General features: G+C 43.2%; 19 protein-coding genes and 2 tRNA genes. 12 read left to right on the top strand and 9 right to left on the bottom strand.

All coding sequences use genetic code 11. The features are described 5' to 3' along the window. Window positions 1–46: 46 nt before the first annotated feature. Window positions 47–679, bottom strand: a complete 633-nt coding sequence (locus strainIA91_RS06310) for a hypothetical protein (RefSeq protein ID WP_400165929.1) — start codon at window positions 677–679, stop codon at window positions 47–49. Window positions 680–836: 157 nt separating this feature from the next. On the opposite strand from strainIA91_RS06310, the gene strainIA91_RS06305 reads away from it, so the two are divergent. Beyond that, window positions 837–909: transfer RNA gene (locus tag strainIA91_RS06305), tRNA-Cys, on the top strand. Between the two features lie 8 nt (window positions 910–917). Further along, window positions 918–1,002 (top strand) — tRNA-Leu (locus strainIA91_RS06300). Between the two features lie 156 nt (window positions 1,003–1,158). Here the strand turns inward: strainIA91_RS06300 and strainIA91_RS06295 are convergent. Further along, window positions 1,159–2,157 (bottom strand): T9SS type A sorting domain-containing protein, encoded by a 999-nt coding sequence (locus tag strainIA91_RS06295; protein WP_400165928.1) that lies wholly within the window; start codon window positions 2,155–2,157, stop codon window positions 1,159–1,161. Between the two features lie 97 nt (window positions 2,158–2,254). Here strainIA91_RS06295 and strainIA91_RS06290 point away from each other — a divergent pair, with 97 nt between their 5' ends. The 7 genes from strainIA91_RS06290 to strainIA91_RS06260 all read left to right on the top strand — a co-directional run bounded on the left by strainIA91_RS06290 (window position 2,255) and on the right by strainIA91_RS06260 (window position 8,348). Next, window positions 2,255–2,791: a helix-turn-helix domain-containing protein gene (locus tag strainIA91_RS06290; RefSeq protein ID WP_400165927.1), complete on the top strand. Its 537-nt coding sequence runs from the start codon at window positions 2,255–2,257 to the stop codon at window positions 2,789–2,791. 94 nt (window positions 2,792–2,885) lie between these two features. Next, complete coding sequence (locus strainIA91_RS06285) at window positions 2,886–3,596, top strand: hypothetical protein (protein ID WP_400165926.1); 711 nt, start codon at window positions 2,886–2,888, stop codon at window positions 3,594–3,596. Window positions 3,597–3,616: 20 nt separating this feature from the next. Beyond that, window positions 3,617–4,189 (top strand): hypothetical protein, encoded by a 573-nt coding sequence (locus strainIA91_RS06280; protein WP_400165924.1) that lies wholly within the window; start codon window positions 3,617–3,619, stop codon window positions 4,187–4,189. A 41-nt stretch (window positions 4,190–4,230) separates the two neighbouring features. After that, window positions 4,231–5,217 (top strand): Acg family FMN-binding oxidoreductase, encoded by a 987-nt coding sequence (locus strainIA91_RS06275; protein WP_400165923.1) that lies wholly within the window; start codon window positions 4,231–4,233, stop codon window positions 5,215–5,217. 58 nt (window positions 5,218–5,275) lie between these two features. After that, window positions 5,276–6,040 (top strand): DUF6544 family protein, encoded by a 765-nt coding sequence (locus strainIA91_RS06270; protein ID WP_400165922.1) that lies wholly within the window; start codon window positions 5,276–5,278, stop codon window positions 6,038–6,040. 108 nt (window positions 6,041–6,148) lie between these two features. Next, a complete protein-coding gene (locus strainIA91_RS06265) occupies window positions 6,149–7,033 on the top strand; it encodes a hypothetical protein (protein WP_400165921.1) in 885 nt (294 codons plus the stop codon). A gap of 136 nt (window positions 7,034–7,169) precedes the next feature. Next, window positions 7,170–8,348, top strand: a complete 1,179-nt coding sequence (locus strainIA91_RS06260; protein WP_400165920.1) for a MalY/PatB family protein — start codon at window positions 7,170–7,172, stop codon at window positions 8,346–8,348. A 99-nt stretch (window positions 8,349–8,447) separates the two neighbouring features. Here the strand turns inward: strainIA91_RS06260 and cysK are convergent, their stop codons facing one another. Continuing rightward, window positions 8,448–9,374: a cysteine synthase A gene (gene cysK, locus strainIA91_RS06255; RefSeq protein WP_400165919.1), complete on the bottom strand. Its 927-nt coding sequence runs from the start codon at window positions 9,372–9,374 to the stop codon at window positions 8,448–8,450. A gap of 209 nt (window positions 9,375–9,583) precedes the next feature. Here cysK and strainIA91_RS06250 point away from each other — a divergent pair, with 209 nt between their 5' ends. Genes strainIA91_RS06250 through strainIA91_RS06240 form a run of 3 tightly spaced genes read left to right on the top strand, consistent with a single transcriptional unit; the run spans window position 9,584 to window position 14,017 of the window. Next, window positions 9,584–11,554, top strand: coding sequence for an FG-GAP-like repeat-containing protein (locus strainIA91_RS06250; RefSeq protein ID WP_400165918.1), 1,971 nt, complete (start codon window positions 9,584–9,586; stop codon window positions 11,552–11,554). A 15-nt stretch (window positions 11,555–11,569) separates the two neighbouring features. Then, window positions 11,570–12,028: a GNAT family N-acetyltransferase gene (locus tag strainIA91_RS06245; RefSeq protein ID WP_400165917.1), complete on the top strand. Its 459-nt coding sequence runs from the start codon at window positions 11,570–11,572 to the stop codon at window positions 12,026–12,028. Between the two features lie 15 nt (window positions 12,029–12,043). Next, window positions 12,044–14,017, top strand: coding sequence for a prolyl oligopeptidase family serine peptidase (locus strainIA91_RS06240; RefSeq protein WP_400165916.1), 1,974 nt, complete (start codon window positions 12,044–12,046; stop codon window positions 14,015–14,017). A gap of 198 nt (window positions 14,018–14,215) precedes the next feature. Here strainIA91_RS06240 and strainIA91_RS06235 read toward each other — a convergent pair whose 3' ends face one another. The 6 genes from strainIA91_RS06235 to strainIA91_RS06210 are packed head-to-tail and all read right to left on the bottom strand — an operon-like array spanning window position 14,216 to window position 22,001. Next, window positions 14,216–14,926, bottom strand: a complete 711-nt coding sequence (locus tag strainIA91_RS06235) for an arylamine N-acetyltransferase (RefSeq protein ID WP_400165915.1) — start codon at window positions 14,924–14,926, stop codon at window positions 14,216–14,218. Then, window positions 14,923–15,603 (bottom strand): DUF3108 domain-containing protein, encoded by a 681-nt coding sequence (locus strainIA91_RS06230; protein ID WP_400165914.1) that lies wholly within the window; start codon window positions 15,601–15,603, stop codon window positions 14,923–14,925. The genes strainIA91_RS06235 and strainIA91_RS06230 overlap by 4 nt, the downstream gene beginning before the upstream one ends. Then, window positions 15,584–17,401, bottom strand: a complete 1,818-nt coding sequence (locus tag strainIA91_RS06225) for an ABC transporter ATP-binding protein (protein ID WP_400165912.1) — start codon at window positions 17,399–17,401, stop codon at window positions 15,584–15,586. Before strainIA91_RS06225 ends, strainIA91_RS06230 begins: the two co-directional genes overlap by 20 nt. 6 nt (window positions 17,402–17,407) lie before the next feature. Beyond that, a complete protein-coding gene (lon, locus tag strainIA91_RS06220; protein ID WP_400165910.1) occupies window positions 17,408–19,813 on the bottom strand; it encodes an endopeptidase La in 2,406 nt (801 codons plus the stop codon). Then, on the bottom strand, window positions 19,803–20,282 hold the full coding sequence (locus strainIA91_RS06215; RefSeq protein WP_400165909.1) for a hypothetical protein: 480 nt from the start codon (window positions 20,280–20,282) through the stop codon (window positions 19,803–19,805). The genes lon and strainIA91_RS06215 overlap by 11 nt, the downstream gene beginning before the upstream one ends. 12 nt (window positions 20,283–20,294) lie before the next feature. After that, on the bottom strand, window positions 20,295–22,001 hold the full coding sequence (locus strainIA91_RS06210) for a transposase (protein WP_400165908.1): 1,707 nt from the start codon (window positions 21,999–22,001) through the stop codon (window positions 20,295–20,297). Window positions 22,002–22,087: the final 86 nt, after the last annotated feature.

Raw genomic sequence — 22,087 nt, 5'->3', positions numbered from 1 at the left:
CTGAAATTATTGAAACTTGTCATTTTAAATAACAGAGATGTAGTTCTTAATCCGGGCTGTACAATCCACCGGTTTCTTTAAGCCACCGGGCGATGGAATCAACGGCCCTGTTTTTATCATTATCGGAGATATCCAGAGTCAGTACGGGAAGGATGGATTTGTCGATACATGATTTCATCATGAGTTGTTCCTTGTAAAAAACCGATAGGTCATCGTATTGTGTTGGATTACCCGATACTTTCAGGCGTTCCTTGCGGGCTGATTCAAAAGATTCCGGAGATCGGGTAAGAAAAACCATGTGAAATCCCAGGGTCTTCAATCGTCTTTCAAGGTGACTGAAATCATAATCCATGCCATGATGAGTTTTCTGAAACACCTGAGTTGAAATATAAAACCGGTCAACAATCCACGAGTAATACTTTTGAAGTTCAAAGAGCCTGACCCAGGTCTTATAGGTTTCCATTGCCCGGGGAGCCTCTTCCGGCAAAAAATTTATAAGACCCCGTCCCCAGGGAAAATTGGTAAAGGAGCACCATTCGGCTGAAATGATGGGACTATGGTACCTGTATTTTCTGGGTCCGACAATCTCGGGATGTTCATTCAGAAGGAAAGCTATATCGGTTTTGAACGTCAGGCGCGTCCCTTCGAGAATGATTTTAGGAACAAGTTTTTTTTCCATAAAATCTCCTGTTTCAATGACCCGAATTTACGGAAGGACATATTTATGTGAAAAGGAAGAAAGGTCCCTGCAAAGGTGCAAAAATGGCTTTTAGAATAATCATAAAAGATTGATTTTCAGTGCAGGAAATGTTAAGCTTACAAGCTTTTGAAAAGTTGGTGACGTACCCAAGTGGCTAAGGGGGAGGTCTGCAAAACCTTTATTCGCCGGTTCGAATCCGGCCGTCACCTCAATGTTTGCCGAAGTGGCGGAATTGGCAGACGCAAGGGACTTAAAATCCCTCGGAGAATTTCTCCGTGCCGGTTCAAGTCCGGCCTTCGGTACACACACAAAGCCCTTGTATATCAGTAGATTGCAAGGGTTTTTTAATTCTTGGGAATATTTGATTTTTTCCGTTTTATTGAGCACAAATTTATCAATCCCTTTTATCATGTAAATAAGATGGGGGCATCGAATGTTTATGATAAAGAGTTATGATTTTATTTAATATGCACTATCTTTTGCTCTTGAAATGTCTTGCCTGACCATAATCGAATAAAATATACACCAGAACTTTGTTTTGCAAAATCCAAAGTATATTGATGTGATCCGGCTGAAAAGTGACAGGAAGGTGTTGTGTATACCATCCGGCCAGAGATATCATAGATAGCAAAGGATAATTCACTTGGTTTTGGCACTGTAAAAGGAACGGAAACTGTACCGTTGAAAGGATTGGGAAATGCGGTATCCATACTGAATTCTTCAGGCATTACCTCCTTTACAGAACTGGACCCATGGTAGGAAAATACCGACAGGGTAGAGGTGCTGTCGGCGGTGTACACGTTAATCAGGATCTCTTGAATGCCGTTCCCGTCCAAATCAGCTGCATAAGGACCCTTCAGATATCCATTGAAAGAAGAACTTTCATAATCTATCGATCCTGTTTCTCCGTTCAGGATATAGAAGCGGCAACTATACCGGGCAGTCGATTCATTCCATTGATTGCATCCCAACAGAATTTCTGATCCTTCCGAACCGTTCAAATCAGTGATGACAACATTGGAATAATATCCTTCAAAGGAGGAAGTTGACCATTTGGGTGTTTCACCATAGATATCGTAAACCTGAACTGATGTACTCACCTGATCAAAAAGAGTTGTAGCCAGACATAGTGCCTTTTGCCCGCTTTCTGTAGAGAAAAGATCCCATAAAATCAGCTCATCATACCCTGAGGCCGTGATACTCCATACGATAGCCCAATTCTGTGTCCCGTCAAAAATCGTTACAGTGTTTCCAAGATATTTGGTCAGCTCAGGTGTGCCGTCTCCGGTGATGTCAAAATAGGGAAGACCCATTTCATAATAGTGCTGACTCACCTGCCAATCCATGAGATATTGGGCTTTCAGCGGATTGTAAAGGGTTATGATGATAAAGACAAAAAGGAGTAATTTGTGTGTAAACCTGCAACAATTAAAAGAAAAAGGGAAAAGGTGCTTCATTGTTGCCTCCTCGTTTAGTTTACCTGTGTTTGTTTATAATACATGTTATTTATTTCTTTCGCAAAAGCTCTTTTAGTTATGTTATCTTAAGCACAAAATGCCCGAATTCTTGTTTGCATCCTATCGTGTGTTAATGCTGATCACCTATAGTTTTGCATCATTGTATGTGTTGGTTCTCGGGTTTTTCGGCCTGCGACAGGGACATGTATTCTTTACTTTGCCTGAGACGGAAACTCATACAATAAGCCCAAAGATTAAAAATAAGCCAAACAAAATACCGATTCCGGGAGACAAGGCTTTTCTCAATCGTCTTATTCAGTTTATGGAAGATGAAAAACCCTATCTGGATTCGGAATTAACCTTGAAAAAATTGAGTAAAATGCTGAAAGTAAAACAGGAACTATTATCTAACACAATCAACACACAATTAAACCAGAATTTTTTTGATTTTATCAATAAATACCGCATTGAGGCATTTAAAATTCAGAGCCTTATGGAATCCAACAAACATCTTTCCATTCTCGGGTTGGCTTTTCAATGCGGGTTCAATTCCAAGGCTTCCTTCTACAGGGCATTTAAAAAATTCGAAGGGATGTCCCCCGGCGAATATTTTCAACAGTCTCAGGTTTTGTGAGACCCCAATTACTGTAAAGTGAGACTCAATATACATTTAGTGAGACGATTTGTTTAGGTTATTTGTGTAAAGTCAGTCCGATTTGAAAGGAAATATGATGAAACGTTCAGGAAGGCTCTTTGTATGTGTTGGAGGATTGATGATGATGACAGCCTGTTCGATCACAGAGATCAGTACTTATACACGGCAGGTTTCGGTTCGGGCCGGCTTGTATCAAGGAGGTATTGTGGAGAATACAGATATGATTCGAGTGCCCAATCTGAACACCGCCGGCATGAATGATGTGGATGCATTTACAGGGGCCACTCATACCGGTATGAATCTGGGAATTCATGTACTACAGAATTTGAAATATGGAGGTATTGAAACCGGAGCTGATGTTATGACAAACAAGCAGGTTTTTTCGTATGACGATTTAAACAATGGATTTACCGGAACACGGGAATTCAGTCTGACACAATGCAGCATTCCCCTTACTTATTCAATGGAATTGTTCAAAAAACGATTTCCTCAGGCTCATTTCAGAATGAAAGCAGGCTATCTTGCCCAGTGGAATATAGGTGCGGTTAAGGAAAAAGGGATCTTGCCGGATTATATCATACATCAATTTTCGGGAGGTGCCCTTCTCGGTTTTTCTCTGGATATTTTAACCCTTCCTAATGGATCTAAAACCGGTTTGTTTCTCGATTTTTACAGAGGTTCCAGGATCTATACCGATTTTTATAACCAGGAAAATTTTGAAATGCCGGGTTCGGCTTTTATCCGATATGGAATATCGTATCAAATACAGTCAAAAGAAGATTAAAACACATGAAAGGAGCAGACATGATGTTAAAACGATTTCTTATGGTACTGACAAGTTTTCTGATCTTGACTGGAAGCATATATGGACAGAGTACGCCGGTCAAACAGGACATGCCTGAGTATAAACATGCCCTGGATTTCTGTCCTCTTTCACCAGTAATAGGCATCTATGGATTGCATTATACCTATCGTTTTGCACCGAAAAGTGAGTTTATCATTTCTCCCTCTTATATGAATATTGAATATGAGGGGGTTGGTCATACCGATGCACCGGGTTTTATCATTGGATACCGCCGTTATTTATGGAAAAATCTGCATGTTGATTATCAGCTGATGCCCATGTGGGATCGCTATTACTCTGAAGAAGAGGACAAAACATATCCTTTGGGATTCGATTTGTGGAATGAATTTCGGCTGGGTTACTCTTTTGATTTTAAGATAAAAAACGTGCCCTTTTTCCTGAATGTCCAGTGGCCCTTTGGGTTTGCCCTCTACTCGGATCCCGCAGGAAAACCGGAATCTTTTAAAGATCGTGCAGCTGAAAATCCCTTCTTTTATTTTCCGCCCCTTTTCTTTCTGGGGATCCGGTTTTAGAAAACATGTTCAATGATTTTGATTGAAAAAGGTTCAAGCGAATGGATACTGCACATATTTCTGAAGAGGTTGTGCTTAAAATATTGATGGCCGGGATCAGGGCACCTTCTGGACACAACACTCAACCATGGTTGATCGGAAGAGAAAACAACAGAATTATCCTCTCACCGGATCTGACCCGAAACCTCCCGGAAGCGGATCCGGATAACCATGCCTTGTATATTAGCCTGGGATGTGCCCTTGAGAATATGGTGATTACTGCTGAACATCATGGATTCCAGCCAGATGTTATGTATCAAAAGGACAGACATCAAATTCATATCCATATCCGACTTCTCCCTGGAATCGTAAATAAATCCTCCGACCTTTATCCCCAAATCCAACGCCGGCAGGTTTCCAGAGGTCCTTATGCACCTGAAAAGATATCCAATAATGTATGGAAAAGAATACAGGATATCCCAGTTGAAGCAGGGATCAGAATGCATCTCTTTTCAAAGGATGAAGGTATTCAGAGTTTAAAACCCTATATTTTCCAGGCTATCAGTAAACAATACAGTGACAGGAAGTTCATTCATGAATTGCTCCATTGGATGAGATTCCGAAAAAGAGAAGCGATACTTCTGGGTGATGGTTTATGGAGCCGTACCATGGGACTTCCGGATTTTGGCAAAGGTCTGGGAAAATTCATCATGAAAACCTTACTTAAGCCCGGTCGTGAAAGAAAACGCTGGGATTCTTTGTTAAAGCACAGTGGAGGATTTATTTTGTTTCTGACTGATACAGAATCTGCCGAGACCATGATCAGACTTGGAAGGACCTTTCAACGGTTTGGCTTAACCGCAACATCTCTGAATCTGTCACATTCCCATGTTAATATGCCCTGTGAAGTCCGGGAGATACGACATGAACTGAGGAAAATTTATCACGGCAGTCCAATGCTGCTTATACGATTAGGTTATGGCAAATCCATGCCTTATTCCTACCGGAGAAATTTAAAACATTTTATCTTGAAACAGGAAAGAAAATAAAATGAAATACTTTGTACAGATGCTACTTGTGTTTTGTACATCCTGCAGTATGAATCACATGATACAGCAAGAAAGGGAACAGATCCTTTCGACGCTTCCGGACACAAAACCACAGCCTGTTACGGAAGAAAGCATACAATCCCTCCCGGAACCGGTAAAAAAATGGTTGAGGAGATCCGGAGTTGTAGGTCGTCCGGAAATTCGCTATGGTTGGATATTACAGTCTGCAGCCATGAAAATGAAGCCGAACCAGGAAACCTGGTATCATGCCCAAGCTGAGCAGTTGTTTACTACCACACCTCCGGCCTTTCATTGGACCGTGAAAATGAAGATGAATCCACTGATTGCCATAAAAGGCAGGGATTTATTTGTAGAAGGAAAGGGTGAAATGCGCATCCGGATGAATTCACTCATCAATGTGGTGAATGAGTCAGGCGAGAAAATTGATGAGGGGACACTTCAACGTTATCTGGGAGAAATTGTCTGGTATCCTACAGCTGTTCTGAGTCCGTATATTACCTGGGAGCCAATCGATAATTTCTCGGCAAAGGCAACCATGCGATATAAAGGAACTGAAGGAAGTGGAATATTTTACTTTAATGAAAAAGGTGATTTTATCAGGTTCAGTGCTATGCGCTATAAAGAAAATACGCCGGATGCAAAGCGCTTTGAATGGATTATATCCGTCCGGAAACATGCAATACTGGATGGTTTGAAAATTCCTGTCGAAATGGAGGCCACCTGGAAATTGGATAAGGGGGATTGGACATGGCTAAAACTTACTATCGACGAGATCATTTACGATCATGATAAAAGAGAGTGAATACGGACTGTTTGAAAGTCAGTTTTTCATAATATACGATTTTGATACTTGTCAAATGTGTTATTATTTCCTAACATTATGAAAATCTAAATAATAGGGGATAAAGCCATGAAAAAGAATTTGATTTCCACTATGTTGTTGGGAACATTGGTTCTGATGTTTTCCGGGTGTTCAACACTGATGGACATTTATATGACGGGAACGTCACCCATGACACCTGTCACGGAAAGAGCAGAACGCCGGGTAGGACTTGCCCTTATGGATGCCACAGGACTTGGAGCCATGCAGGCCGGGATGATGGCAACAACACTCTATATGCAGGTTTTCCTGGCCGGTGGATACGCCGGAGGTTATGAAGATTTCACAGAAGGGCAAGGAGTCGTTTGGGAAGTGATCAGCAAGGATCAAGGTGAGAGGGAAAGCCTTGAAATTGAACGGGCTTTTTTAAAGGAATTACCGGATGGCAGCCAGTGGTGGCTCTTGCGTTATAGTGCAAATGGAGAAACCATCCTATCGGAAGCCCTTATGGATACAGCCTATCAGTTGAAGAAATTCCGTTACCGGGATCCTGAATACAATCAAATCAGAGAATGGACACCTCAATATGAAACAGAAACTTCCGAAACAGTTGAAACGGAAGAAGGTGTTGTTACAGAGGAAACACAAACGTATGCTGCCAAAGAAAGCTATTCCGAAGCCATGAATGTAAACGATTATTCACCCTATGTATTAAGAACAGAATCCATTACAGTACCTGCCGGCACTTTTGATGCAAAATATGCCCGTTTTGAAGCAGAATATGAAAAAACAGATCCGGATACCGGAGAACCCACCGGAGACATGGATAAAATAATATATGAATGGTGGATATCGGAAGAAGTCCCGGGAAATATGGTTCGATATGCCTGGAGCAGTCCATCTGAGGGTGTAAGCCTGACCGGACACCTGAAAGCTATTACCACATATCAAAACTCCCAACTTGGCAGCTTTTAATCAAAACGAGGATATGAAGGGATGAGGGTACGACGAACCCCTGAACCCCTGAGCCCATGAACCCCTGAACCCATGAACCCCTGAACCCATGAACCCCTGAACCCATGAACCCATGAACCCATGAACCCCTGAGCCCATGAAATACAACTTCGATGAAATCATAGACCGCCACGGTACTAACTCCCTGAAATGGGACAGTCGGGAATTGCTGATCAATCTGGGTTTTACTGAACGTTATGATGATGAAACTATTCCTCTCTTTGTAGCGGATATGGATTTTACATGTCCCAAACCTGTTTTGGATGCTTTGCATGCAAGGGTGGAACAAAAAATGTTCGGTTACACCTATCATTTGTCTGATGACAGGTATTTAAAGGCATTGCAGGGATGGTTCAACCGCCGTCATGGGTGGAAAATAAATCCTGAATCGGTCGTGTACTCACCTGGAACTGTTTTTGCCTTGCATATAGCCGTTCGTGCTTTTACCCGTCCAGGAGATAAGGTGATTATTCAACGGCCTGTGTATGCACCCTTTACATCAGCCGTTGAACAAAACGGGCGGAGGATAGCAAATAATGAACTGATCAATGATAACGGTTATTATCGCATTCATTTCGATGAACTGGAGCGTCTGGCCGCCGATCCTACCGCAACGATGATGATCCTATGCAGTCCCCACAATCCCGTTGGACGCATTTGGACACCGGATGAACTCCGCCGGATAAATGATATCTGCAGGAAAAATGAAGTGATTTTGATCAGCGATGAAATTCACGGAGATCTGATCCGGAAAAGTGCGGTCTTTTATCCTTTGGCACAAGTGACAGATACAGACAATGCCATCATCTGTACAGCGATCAATAAAACGTTTAATACAGCCGGACTCCATTGTTCAAACATTATCATCGATAATCCCGAATTACGAAAATCCTTTCAAAAAGTAATGGGAATTCAAAGTCCCTCTCCATTTGCCATCTCGGCATTGATTGCCGCTTACAATGAAGGAGAGGAGTGGCTTGAACAATTGAAAGAATACCTGGATGGCAATTTCGATTATTTAGAAACTTTTATTGAAAAACAGATGCCGGATGTACAGTTTCGCCGTCCTGAGGGGACTTACATCGCCTGGCTGGATTTTTCCGGGACCGGTTTATCGCCGGAGGAAATTCACGACAGAATTTACAATCGGGCAAATGTATTTCTTGAAGATGGAAAGATTTTCGGAGCCGGTTCTGAATCTTTTCAGCGTTTGTGTGTGCCCACACCACGAAAAATATTGGAAACGGCATTGGAAAGAATTGCAGGGGAGTTCTGAGTGATGAGTGCTGAATAGTGAGTTAGAGTTTTGAGTTATGAGTTTGATTGGGTGCGTCAATTGACATCCAAACCTAATTCATCATTCATCATTCATCATTCATAATCCATCATACATCCACGTGCTTAAGTACCGTTCTCCGCAACTGGGAATAATCGTAACTATCACTTTATCTTTGTTTTCCGGCCGTTTTGATATGAGCAAGGATGCCCATAGGGCGGCACCGGAAGATATGCCCACCAATAAACCCTCTTTTCTGGCAGCCTCCCGGGCCGTGTATCCCGCATCTTCTTCTTTAACACAGACAACTTCATCGATAATGGATGTATTTAAAATGGGAGGGATGAATCCGGCACCGATTCCCTGAAGTTTATGCGGACCCGGTTCACCCCCGGATAAAACAGGAGAACCCGCTGGTTCGACGGCAATTATCTGAATATTACTGTTTCTTGCTTTCAAAATTTCTCCCACCCCTGTGATGGTCCCGCCGGTCCCTACCCCGGCCACAAAAATATCCACCTGCCCTTCTGTGTCTCTCCAGATTTCTTCAGCTGTTGTACGGCGATGCACTTCAGGATTGGCCGAATTGGAAAACTGCCCGGGTATAAATGACCGGGGTGTCTGTTTTGCCAGTTCCTCTGCTTTTGCCAAAGCACCTTTCATCCCTTCACTCCCATCTGTAAGAACCAGTTCAGCTCCCAAAGCCTTCAATAGTTTCTTGCGTTCTATACTCATGGTTTCCGGCATGACCAGAATCACACGATAACCTTTAGCTGCTCCGATAAATGCCAGACCGATCCCGGTATTTCCACTGGTTGCTTCTATAATAACACTACCAGATCCAATCAATCCTCTTTTTTCAGCATCTTCTATCATGGCTTTGGCTACACGGTCTTTTACACTGGATAAGGGATTAAAATATTCCAGCTTTGCCAATATTGTAGCATGGATACCTGTATTCAGACGGTTTATTCGGACAAGGGGTGTGTTACCTGTCAATTTTGTAATATCATCGTGTATGTTCATCACATTTCCTCTCTCTTTAATCTGAATATACAAAGTTTAAGATTCACCGGGGTAAATCGAGTAAGGCAGTGAAAACAATATTAATCATTAGCAGGGTTCGTTAAATTCTAAACAAATTGAAAATTGGATGAATGTATGGGAAATAGAAATACACGCATTAATTATCAGAAATATTCAGTTCTGTTTTCTATAATTAAAAAAGGATCGTGATGAAATATCTTTTCAAAACATTAACGTTCATTCTGCTTTTACACATTATGCTTATTGCTCAACCATGGCAACAAAATGATGCCATTTTCAATCCCAGTGGTGTCCCCAGCCTGATGTTCTCCCACCCCCGTTTTGCCGACGTGGATGAGGATGGGGATTTTGATATGATATTGGGGAATATGAGTGATAAGCCTCTTTATCTTGAAAATATTGGAACGGCATCGTCTCCGAAATTTCAGGTAGGTTCAGGCGATATTTTTTCCCTGGTATCTTCATTAGACGCAGAAGCTGGTGTAATGGCCGATATAAACGGGGATCGAAAAGCTGATTTCATTACGGGTGGATATACCGGACTTCATCTCTATAAGAATGCAGGTATTCCTGAATTCCCCATCTTTGTGAAAGAAGAAGGATATTTCTCCGGAATTAATACCGGTTCTTATCCTGTACCTGATTTGGGAGATGTAGACGATGACGGTGATTTGGATTTGGTATTAGGATTCAGTGAAGACGGTTCGGTAAAAATATATTTTAACACGGGGACGGATTCCGTAGCCCAATTTTCAGACAATAATACCCTTTTAATCGGGGATGTGGGGCTCTATGCATATCCGGTATTTTGCGATATGGATTCCGATGGAGATCTGGATATCCTGATAGGACGCGACGGACACGGGTTTGCCTATTATAGAAATAACGGAGATGCTGCAAATGGTGTCTGGCATCCCGATGCAATCCCTTTTGACGGAATCGGGAGCGATACGTATTTTAACTCGCCGGGAATTGCAGATTTAAACGGAGACGGAAAATTGGACCTTGTTTACGGTTCAGGATCAGGACCTCTGAATTACTTTCGGAACACAGGTACAGCACAAACACCTGCCTGGACACGAAATACAACCCTTTTTGGCGGTACTTTAGATGTAGGCGGGGCCTCTAATCCCTTTTTTTACGACTATGATTTTGACGGGGACCGGGATTTGTTCAGCGGAAGCAATCTGGGCGATATCAAATATTATGAAAATACCGGGAGCGCTAATTCTCCCGCATGGAAAGAAAAAAGCAGTTCTTTTTCGGGTTTAAAGCACTCTATTTATGCTTCAGTGGCAATTGGAGACGTTAATCAGGATAGTCTGCCCGATGCCATCGTAGGTGATTTAAGCGGCAATCTTTATTTCCATAAAAATACCGGAAGCGGCTTTATATTCCAAAGCGATGTCCTGTCACATATCTCCCTTGGCGGCTGGTCTGTACCGCGACTGGTGGATATGGATGATGACGGAGATCTGGATCTGGTTGCCGGGAATGAAGAAGGAAATCTGTTTTATTTTGAGAATCAGGGGACACCTGATAATCCCGACTGGGTGGAAATTGCAGACTATTTCAATGGTATTGATGTAGGATCCAACTGTGTCCCGTCTGTTTCAGATTTTACCGGAAATGGCAGGTTGGACGTCCTGACGGGAAATATGTGGCGGGAATTGAATTTCTTTACCTTTCAGGATAGCGTGTGGAAACAAGATACAACCTTTTTTGCCGGAATTGTTGGTGGACAAAATACGGCACCTGCTTTGATCGATATGGATGGTGACGGTGATCAGGACCTGGTTCTGGGATGTTATGAAGGAACATTCAGTTATTATGAAAACCAGGCCGGCACCACAAGCCTGACGGATCAACACATAATTCTCCCGGAAGACTTTGGGTTGAAAAACTATCCAAACCCCTTTAACGCCTCTACAACAATTGAATTTACCCTTTCCATGGCAACCCCCGCTTCTCTTGTGATCTTTGATCTGAGGGGACGTGAGGTCCGTTCCTGGCGGTTTTCTATACTTGGTCAGGGTATTCATACCCAGAATTGGGACGGCTGTATGCAGGATGGCTCTCCGGCAGGTTCAGGTCTCTATATCTATCAGGTACGTACCCCGGAACATGTGTCATCCGGAAAAATGATTCTTTTAAAGTAAAACAGGTAAAAAACGATGGTTGAAATGATCAATGTAAAAAAGTATAAAAATGGACTTAAAGCAGGAATCCGCTACATTCACGGAGTATGGGGAAATGCCGGAAATTATGCTTTTTATGAGGATGCCATTCGCAATGCGTCTGAAAATGATAAGGGACTCCCTCAATTTTATCTTCTTCTGCACGATGATGATATCATAGGATGTGCCGCATTGATCATCAATGATTTTATCAGCCGCCATGACCTGTATCCCTGGGTTGCCTGCCTTTATGTAGATGAAGCTTATCGTGGGAATCAATTTGGGAGTCTGTTACTTGACCATGCGGTACAGTGTGCAGGGAACGCTGGTTTTCACAAAGTATATTTAACTACAGACCTGGACGGATATTACGAGAAATACGGGTGGACCCGCATGGAAGATGGTATTGATCTTTTTAGCGGCAAGCCATCACGAATTTATTATAAGGAACTCTAAAGAGGGATTGATACGATGAGTAAACAGGAAAAATACGTGAGTCCTGAGGATATCTATGATCTTCAGTTTCCATCGGATCCGCAAATTTCACCGGATGGTAAGAAAGTCATTTTTGTGAAAAAGTGGATCCACAAGAAAGAACAGAAATATTATTCCAACCTGTATTCTGTAGATACCGTAAGGGGTACGGTGGTACAATTTACCCGGGGTGAACAAAAGGATATCAAACCCCGCTGGAACCGAAACGGGAAACAACTGCTTTTTATCCGTTCCACCCAAAATAAATCTGAATTGTTGTCCTTTTATGGGGGATTGGGAGAGCCCATGCCATTGATCAGCCTGGAGGATGGCGATATCCAGGATCTCGCATTTTCTCCGGATGATAAATGGGTCGCGGTTCTCATTCAAAAATATGATGTATCCGGTGAAGACCGTAAAAAAGAACCTCTGAAAAGAGATATTGACAGACTTTTTTATCGTCTTGACGGAGAAGGTTTCCGCCAAAAAAGAGCTGTTCAGTTATTTATCGTAAAAAGCAGGGGTGGCAGACTTATCCCTATCACGGATGTGCCACGGGATGTGACGGATTTTGCCTGGAATCATGATGGGACAGGCATCTATTATGTGACGAATGATCATGAAGATCCGGACAGGCACATGGATGAAGAATCCATTTTCTTTTATTCACTGAAGGAAAAACGCCATGTCAGAATCGAAAAGCCGGCAGGTCCTATAGGATGGGTTCAGGCTGATCCTGAAGGTAAATACCTCTATTTTGCAGGTCATTTTAAACCAGGCCACAGCTGGGGGGCTGTCAATTCGGAAATTCAGCAGCTTCATCTGGAAACGGGAGAAATCCATTCACTGACAGCTTCTCTGGACAGGACAACAGATATGGTAACTCTGGGGGATATCACGCCATCCTTTGTGAAACAAAAAGCCCTGTTTCAAACTTCGGAAGACCTTTTATTCACTGTTTCTTCCGAAGGTGCCAATCCTTTGTTTAAATTCAATATTTTATCCGGAGAAATCACACCTCTTTTAGACGGACCTGAATGTGTCGTGTCTTTCAGTATGTCCCGTGATGGAAAAAACATCGCTGTACATCTCGCTCAAATGGAAAGACCCGACGAAATCTGGCTTTTGGAACTGAACAGTGAAAAACATTTTCGCCGGATTACTTTTTTGAATGACGAGTATATGAGTTCGATTTCCTGCAACGTTCCGGAAGAATATCATATTCCTTCGGACAATGCTGTTATTCAAAGCTGGGTTCTAAAACCACCAGGATTCAATTCAAAGAAAAAATATCCGCTGTTGCTGCAGATACATGGCGGTCCGCGAGCCCAATACGGCTATACCTGGTTTCATGAAATGCAAGTCTTTGCAGCAGCCGGGTTTGTAGTACTGTACACCAATCCCCAGGGGAGCCAGGGATATGGTCACGCCTTTGCCGATGCCATTACTGGCAAATGGGCTGAACCGGCCATGAATGATTTGATGGCGGCCGTGGACTATATTCTTGAACTGGGTTTTGTGGATCCGGAACAGTGTTTTGTAACAGGAGGGAGTTATGGCGGATACATGACAAACTGGGTCATATCACATACAAACCGGTTCAAAGGGGCTGTTACCCAAAGATCTATTTGTGATCTGTCATCCTTTTTTGGCACATCCGATACAGGATGGGACCTGGAAGCCGATTTTCATGATGTCCCCTGGAAAAATCCGGAACTCTATAAAAAATGGTCTCCCATAACTTATGCAGATCAAATTGATACTCCCCTTTGTATTATCCATTCGGAGAATGATCTCCGTTGCCCCGTGGAACAGGCAGAGCAGCTTTTTGTCCGGCTGAAATACGATAAAAAGCCGGTCAGACTGGTTCTTTTTCCCGAAGAATCCCACGGTTTAAGCCGCGGAGGCCGCCCGGACAGACGTGTTGAACGATTGAAACTAATGCTTGAGGAGTTTAGAGTTAAGAGTTGAGAGTAGAGAGTTTGAGTTTTGAGTTTTGAGTAGGGAGTAGGGAGCGACCCAAGTGTCGCTCCCAGATTCCTCCCGCAGAGAAGGAATAGGGGTAAGAAGGTACGAGGGTATGATGGTGAGACAGGGCACAGGGGGCAGATATCACGTGTCCGCCCGAATGATTGATTAGATGGTTGATTGATCTGAACGCCACTCTTCTCAGGACGTATGAATTTTCAAGATTCCTCTTGCCCGGTCAATTTCTTCCTGTGTAAAACCAAAATATTGAGATAAATACCTGTTCGCCTTGTCTATATCATAGCTTTTTTGAACACTGTGAGCATCAGTAAAACGGACATAATCGTCATTGATATATAAAATGCTGTTATCTACAATCCGGGAGGCAACAAGGGCTGAAATATAGTCGTAAGAACGGATCCAATGATGAATAAACAGACGGTCACCAACCGGTTGGGGAGTAAAGGTATAGCGAATTTTACGGTTTTGAGAATCTAAAGAATACAACGTATATACTCCGTTCTGCTTTGATAATTCGTAATCCAAAACACCGTTTGTTCCATAATCGCTGCCCTTTTCCTTCAAACATAAGGGTGAGTATAACAAATATCCCGGGTCAACCAGATAGGATTGATCTCTGATAGAAAAAATGACAGCATAGTGGGGAAAAGAATTCCTTCCGGTATGAACAGAAACCGGCCAGGCCGGATAACCGTTCATCCGCAATGCCTTCATAACGGTATAATTCAATGAAAAACAGGTTCCACCCCGGCCTGATTGGATAAACTCGGATATCAATGTCTCCGGAGATCGAGGCCTTTGATGCCTCTCTATAGGAAGCCGGAGTATTTTTGAAATATTTTCATAAGGAATATCAGAAAAATCTTCTAAAAGGATATTGATTGTATTCAAGGAATAACCTTTCTTAAAACACATACCAGCGGTCCATATTTTAGACGAATTTGCATCTGTACCGGAAGAGGTGGAATACTTTCCGATATCCAAATCACAAGATCCGATTCATTTTCAAAGACTTCCCGAAAATCTTTATCCGGTTTATAAACCAGCGTTGGATAGGTCCCCGCAGGACTGTTGATAATATCCTTATCTTTCTTGTACAGCCTGAAGGGAACAGATACACTGTCTTTTCGGTCCCAAAGACTTACAGTCACAGAATCAGTGGAAAAATAAAGAGAATCCAACAACATGATCATGGTTGTATATTCATCACGAACAGGATACGTCAGTTTTTCTGTATCAATTGTTTCAATATCAAATGTGCGTTGACTGTGATATTTTCCTTCATGGATCCGCTTGTCATATTCAAGAGTATGGTAGGAAGGATATGACGCTACAATTTGGGTAGTATCCCTGACTTCATAAAAAGTGTCAACAAAACCTGATGAGTGTATGATGAATGAAGCAAACACCCTATCATCTTGATAATCAACGACTAAACTGGCATTTCCTCCAGGGATTCCACGGAAATAAATATCAAAAAGATACTCATTTGCATACAGAAATTGAGAGAGCAGAAAGAAAAATAAAGCAAAAAATATGAGGTATTTCCTAATCCTTTTCAAGATCATTCCGGATTTGTTGTTTGTACAATTTTTTATAGTCCGGACAGGATTGCAGGAGTTCAGTATGAGTTCCCTGGCAAACGATTTGTCCTTTCTTGAGCACAACGATTTGATCAGCATCCAATATGGTGGATAAACGGTGAGCAATAATCAGGGAAGTCCGTCCTTTCATTAGACGGTTCAGGGAATTTTGTACAAGCCTTTCCGATTCCGTATCCAAAGAAGATGTGGCTTCATCCAGAATTAGAATGGGTGGATTCCGTAATACTGCCCGGGCAATGGCGATGCGTTGTTTTTGTCCTCCTGATAAACGGACGCCCTGATCGCCGGCAATGGTATCCCATCCTTGTTCCAGATCATGAATAAACCCGGCGTTGGCAATTTCAACTGCTCGGTCAATGGATGCATCATTAATCCCTTCAGACCCATACGTTAAATTATCCCGGATCGTTTCATTCAGCATCTGGACATCCTGAGACACTGTACCAATCAGTTTATACAGTGATTCTGCCTTGATATCACGTATATCTGTGCCGTCTATCAGTATCTGTCCTTCACGGGGGAGATAAAATCGACATAACAAGTCTGCCAGTGTAGATTTTCCTGAACCGCTGGCACCTACCAGGGCATAGGATTTTCCCTTGGGGATCACCAGATTGATGTTTTTTAGGACATCGTGGGATTCATAACGAAATGAGACATTCCGGAATTCAATTTCTTTTTCGAAGTTTATTTTCTCAACAGCATGGGGAGATTCCAAATTTTCGATGGGGGTTTCCAAAACATTGAAAATACGTTCTGCGGCTGCCAGACCATTCTGAATACTGTCATTGACGGATGTCAGATTTTTTACAGGGCTGAGTACAGAAAAAAGGAGGATAATATACCGGAGGAAATCCTCTGAATCCATGGCTGAGCCGGTAATGACCATTTTTCCACCGATCATAAACAACAGCGCTCCTGTCACAACACCCACCATTTCTGATAAGGGTGAGTTGATGGCTGTCAGCCGGAGTTGGCGCATCTGAATTTTAAAGAACTTCCGGTTCCGGTCTTTAAAATTTTGTATTTCATCCGATTCTTTATGATATGATTTTATCAGGCGGAATGCTCCGAGCATCTGTTGGAGAAAAGAAGTAATCACACTCATTTGTCGTAGCGTACGGCGGCCTTTCCGGCGGATGGATGATCCCACGATCCAGAAAATGAAAATTGAAACGGGAAACATGATCAGGACATAAAGTGTAAATTTCCAGCTGATGATAAAAAGGAGGAGGATGGTAATCACGATATTTGCCGGTTCGGTTACCATTTTATCAAAAATGACCTTGATTGCCTGGCGGAAGATCAGTACATCATTCATAATGATGGACATAAAATCGCCTTGTTTGTGATTATCATAGTAGGACATGGTTTGTCGTGTAATATGACTGTATAGTTTATTGCGGGTATCCACAATAATGCTCAGTTCCATCCGGCCGAAAAGCAATCGCTTGATGATCAGAAAGAGATTTTTCAATAGAAAAATGGAGATAATTAAAAGACTCAGGCGCGTCAGGGCTGTCACGGGATCGATATCTACAATCAGCCGGCTAACCAGTCCCTTTAGGTATTCGTTGAGTCCCGGATCCGCCGGGAGAGCATCAGGTGAAACCGATTCTTCCGGTTTGAAAATCGTCTGAATCAGTGAAGCCACAACCCAGAGTGAGGCTGTATTGCTGATGGCATAGAGCAAAGAGAAAAAGAGCCCTGAAAGGGAGAGCGGCCAATAATGGGCCGCTGTTTTTATGAGTCTTTTAAACATGTGCTTTTATTTTTTTTCCCTGTCTTTCTTGGGTTCCAGGGCCAGATCCAGAACATCCAGCATATCATCCAGAAAATGAAAAGTCATCTCTTTTTTAACTTCTGCCGGAATATCTTCATCGATATCCTTTTTATTCTTATCCGGGAGGATCACATTTCGGATTCCTGCCCGGTTTGCGGCAATCACTTTTTCCTTGATTCCACCTACCGGCAAAATGTGTCCACGCAGGGTAATTTCTCCGGTCATGGCATAACGGTCTTTAACCATCCGGTCACTTAAAACACTCACCATGGCGGTCATTAAGGTGACACCGGCTGAAGGGCCGTCTTTGGGGATGGCTCCGGCCGGTATATGTATGTGGACATCATATTCCTTGTTGAAATTGGGATCAATGCCAAAGTGTTCAGCATTCGCCCGGATGAAACTCATGGCAGCCTGGGCTGATTCCTGCATCACATCCCCAAGTTTCCCGGTGAGGATTAGTTTTCCGGTTCCTGGCATCTTTGTGGCTTCTATGAACAGGATGTCACCACCTACGGCTGTCCAGGCAAGTCCTACAGCAATGCCCGGTTTAACCATACGCTCGGCAACTTCGCTGTAATATTTTTTCTTCCCAAGGTAACGGGTCACCATGGATGAGGTAATCCGCCGTTTGCGTGTTCCTTTTTCTACTTTTTCACGGGCGACTTTCCGGCAGATATTGGCGATTTCACGTTCCAGATTTCTCACACCCGATTCCCGTGTGAAATTTTCAATGATTGTACTGATTCCATCATTGGTAAAGACGATATCATCCTGCTCCAGTCCGTGCTCTTTAATCTGTTTGGGTATCAAAAAGGATTTGGCGATATGAATTTTTTCCGGTTCTGTATATCCCGGAAATTCCAGGATTTCCATCCGGTCTTTCAACGGATCCGGGATGGGATCATACCAGTTGGCGGTGGCAATAAACATGACATGGCGTAAATCAAAGGGGACTTCCAGATAGTGGTCAGAAAAGGAATAATTCTGTTCCGGATCCAGGACCTCCAACAGGGCACTGGACGGATCCCCTCTGAAATCAGCTCCCAGCTTGTCGATTTCATCCAACATGAAAACCGGATTGTTGGAGCCTGCCTTTTTAATCCCCTGAATAATCCGTCCGGGCAAAGCTCCGATGTAGGTCCTGCGATGTCCGCGAATCTCTGCTTCATCCCGGACACCTCCTAAAGACATTCGGTAAAATTTCCGTCCCATAGCCCGTGCTATTGACATACCGACAGATGTTTTACCAACACCCGGAGGTCCAATGAAGCAAAGGATAGGACCTTTTACACCGGCTTTGGGATCTTTTAACTGTTTCAGTTTTCGGACAGCCAGATATTCGAGAATCCGTTCCTTGATCTTTTCAAGTCCGTAATGATCTTCGTTCAGAATCTGTTCTGCCTTGGTAATATCCACCTGATCATCTGTTGAAACAGACCACGGAAGTTCAACAAGCCATTCCAGATAGGTCCGGCTTACGGTATATTCCGGGGATTGAGGCGAAATCCGTTCAAGACGGGTCAATTCTTTTCGGGCAACCTTCAGAGCTTCTTCAGGCAGATTGGATTTTTCGATCTTTTCTTCCAGTTCTTTCGTATCCATACCTGAATCGTCTTCACCCAGCTCTTTCCGGATGGCTTTCAATTGTTCCCGAAGGAAATACTCCCTTTGATTCTTATTGATGGAATCCTGAACCTGGGACTGAATTTTTTCACCCACTTCCATCCGTTGGATTTCCTTGTTCACCAGAATCGTCGCGGATGTGAGTCGTTTCTGAACATCCGGAATTTCCAGAATAGACTGTTTTTCACTAACCTGGACATTCAGGATGGAGACAATTTTATCAGCAAGCCTACCAGGATCCCGAATCACCTTTACCACATCCAGATGTTCGTTTGTCAGGTATTGGGCTTTATCCACCAGGGTCTGGAATTGATTGTACAGATTGCTGACCAACGCCTGGGTTTTTACATCGTTTGTGTAACTGATTTCATGTACCCGGCGAACCACCGCTTTATAAAAGGGTGATTCCTGGGTTACCTTTAAAATCTGAATCCGTTCAATTCCCTGGACTATGGCACTTTTACTCTTGTCCGGCATATCAAATATTTTTAAAACCTGTGCCAGTGTCCCCCAACTGTACAGATCATCTTCTTTGGGATTTTCCGTACTGATATCTTTTTGAGCGACGACGGCAATGAGTTTTGTTTCAGGAAGCAGTTCATCCAGCAGGCGCAGGGAACGTTCCCGACCGATATAGAGTGGAATAACCTGTTGAGGATAGAGAACGGTATTTCTCAAGGGCATAAGAGGGATTTCCTGGGGGGATTCAAAATCATCTGCCAGGCTTATGTCCGCTTTAATATTTTCAAATTCTTTATGACTCATTCAGTGTCTCCTTGTCATCTGTATTTTCTTCTGATGATTCTGATAATTCATCATCATTCAGGTTACGTTCTGTCAAAAAACGGGGTTTTTTTGAAGAAGTCCGCCCACCTGGTTTAATTTTAAACTTTCGGATAGGTTTCCGGTCTCCGGCTAAAAGATAGTAAAGTTGTAAAACCCGGATGACCCGGTAGGATACCCAGTCGTCAGTGGTATCCTTTGCCTGCCGGGGCAGTGCGGACCAAAGGCCATACATATTTTGTTGGCTTTCCAGCCAGTTTAACATCTTTCGGATGCTTTTGTTTTCGGCAGTATATCCCAAACGAACCAACACTTCCAATACTTTCAGAGTTCCGCCCCGGAAGGCCTTGATTCCTTCGTAACCATAGGAAAGCTGGTCCCATGCCTGCAGACCTTCCAGAATACCCCCTTTGTTCAGCGATAAATAATGAGCCTCCTCCGAAAACCCCATTAAAAAATACGGTTATAATTGTATAAATACGGGGGTTTTCGGATAAATCGAGGGATTGGATTGGAAAAAGCCATAAAAATTAGCCAGATGGCGACCGATTGAGGAAAAAATGAAAAAGCAAGGGGTGGATGGGACTGTGTTTTGAACCTTTTGTGCACATAATGCTGCTTTTTGCTCTTCAAACGGCTTTTTTGGACGTACGTATCCCGCGATTCGTTTGATGTTTACCGCCATCGCCCGGCAATAAGCCCACATCTGCTGTTTCTGCTTTCGACGGTAGGGTGTTTTATTATTCAGAAGTCCATAAGCAAAATGACCAATCGTGGCTTCCACGTTATTACGGATCTGCAGTTCTCTTTCAGGACGGGATATCAGTTTTTGACGTTGCAAAGCAGTGTATATGGCCAGACTGCTAAAGTATTTCCGGCCGGAGTCTGTTCGGATATAATATCGTGCTTCTTCCGAGTCTTGATACGTCTCTGCTTTATGAAGTTCATACACGCTCCCGCTCTCGCGGTCCACGGCAACATACCCTTCGTGTGTTTCATGGATCAGATATCGGGGCTCACTTCCTTTGATTCCGGTCACCACAAAATCAAGGTCTCTTTCTTCCGAGTACCGGCTGTTACTTTCGCTGTAATAAGCCCCGTCAGCATGCACATGTTCTACCCTTTGACCCGTGACTCTTTCACTGCCTTCCACCGCCTCTTTATAAAAACGGGCCTCCCCGCAACTGGCGGCCTCTATCCGGATATCCGTGATTAAATGCAAGTCCTCTCCACAGGTCTCTGTCACATTCGCATGATACCCCTTCACCTTCTTTCCTGACTTGCCCCGATAGGTGCAGTCCGGATCATGGGGCGATTGAACACTATCCGGGGGGATTTTCTCCTTCGGGCGTAAGATAATCTTCTCCTCTTCATTCACCTCATATTGGTTCTCAAAGACCCGCTTCAATACCCGGAATGATTCCTCCTTTTTTCCCTTATAATGACGGATGACCATATAAAGTAATTCACCTAAACGCACTAGGCGTTCATTGACTTCATCACGGTTATGACGATAGACAACCTTCTCTGCCTCTTCTCCCAACAAACGACTGATCTCTGTCCGATACCGCGTCTGTAGAAAACGCTTATCACTCTTGGTTAGCCCCCGATAAAACATCTCAAAACTCTTGTGGACCAACTCATAACGACTGTACCAGCCTATATTGCTCCCCAGTAATTTGCTGTCCATCCGGATACGCCGTCCATCCACCTTGAATTCACGAACTTGTGCTTCCGTTATCTGGGAAAAAGTCTCTTCCAGCAATTCCTCGCCCGTCTCTTTACCATGCTCATAGATCCGCTTTCGGAATAAGTAATAGGTGGAGGGAACCGGGATATCTTCCGTGAGCGTGTCGATTCCGATGGCGCGACGGACCAAAACATTAAACTCAAACTGCTCAAATAACTGACTGTCGCTCCAGCGAAACAGCTCTTTGATAATCATCATGGATACCAACTGTTTTACTGGGGCATTCGGTGCGCCCATCCGCGCATCAAACAATATCCGGTAAGGCGTCTCGTCAATGACATCATAGACCATGCACCGGAATTGATTGTGCCATCGCGTCTCATCACGGTATTTCTTCAGCTTCTTCTTGTTCCATTCTAACAGGTTCTCTACATCACCAAACAACTCTACCGGCCGACTGGACTCTGTCTCTTTGAACATCTTTGCCTCTTAAAATATTGCTCATATTTTACAATATTTTATCAACAATATCAAGTTATATTACTGATTATCAAAGACTTATAGAC

Source organism: Candidatus Neomarinimicrobiota bacterium, from assembly GCA_041154365.1.
GTDB classification, from domain to species: domain Bacteria; phylum Fidelibacterota; class Fidelibacteria; order Fidelibacterales; family Fidelibacteraceae; genus Fidelibacter; species Fidelibacter multiformis.
This window is presented reverse-complemented; position numbering and strand designations above follow the sequence as displayed.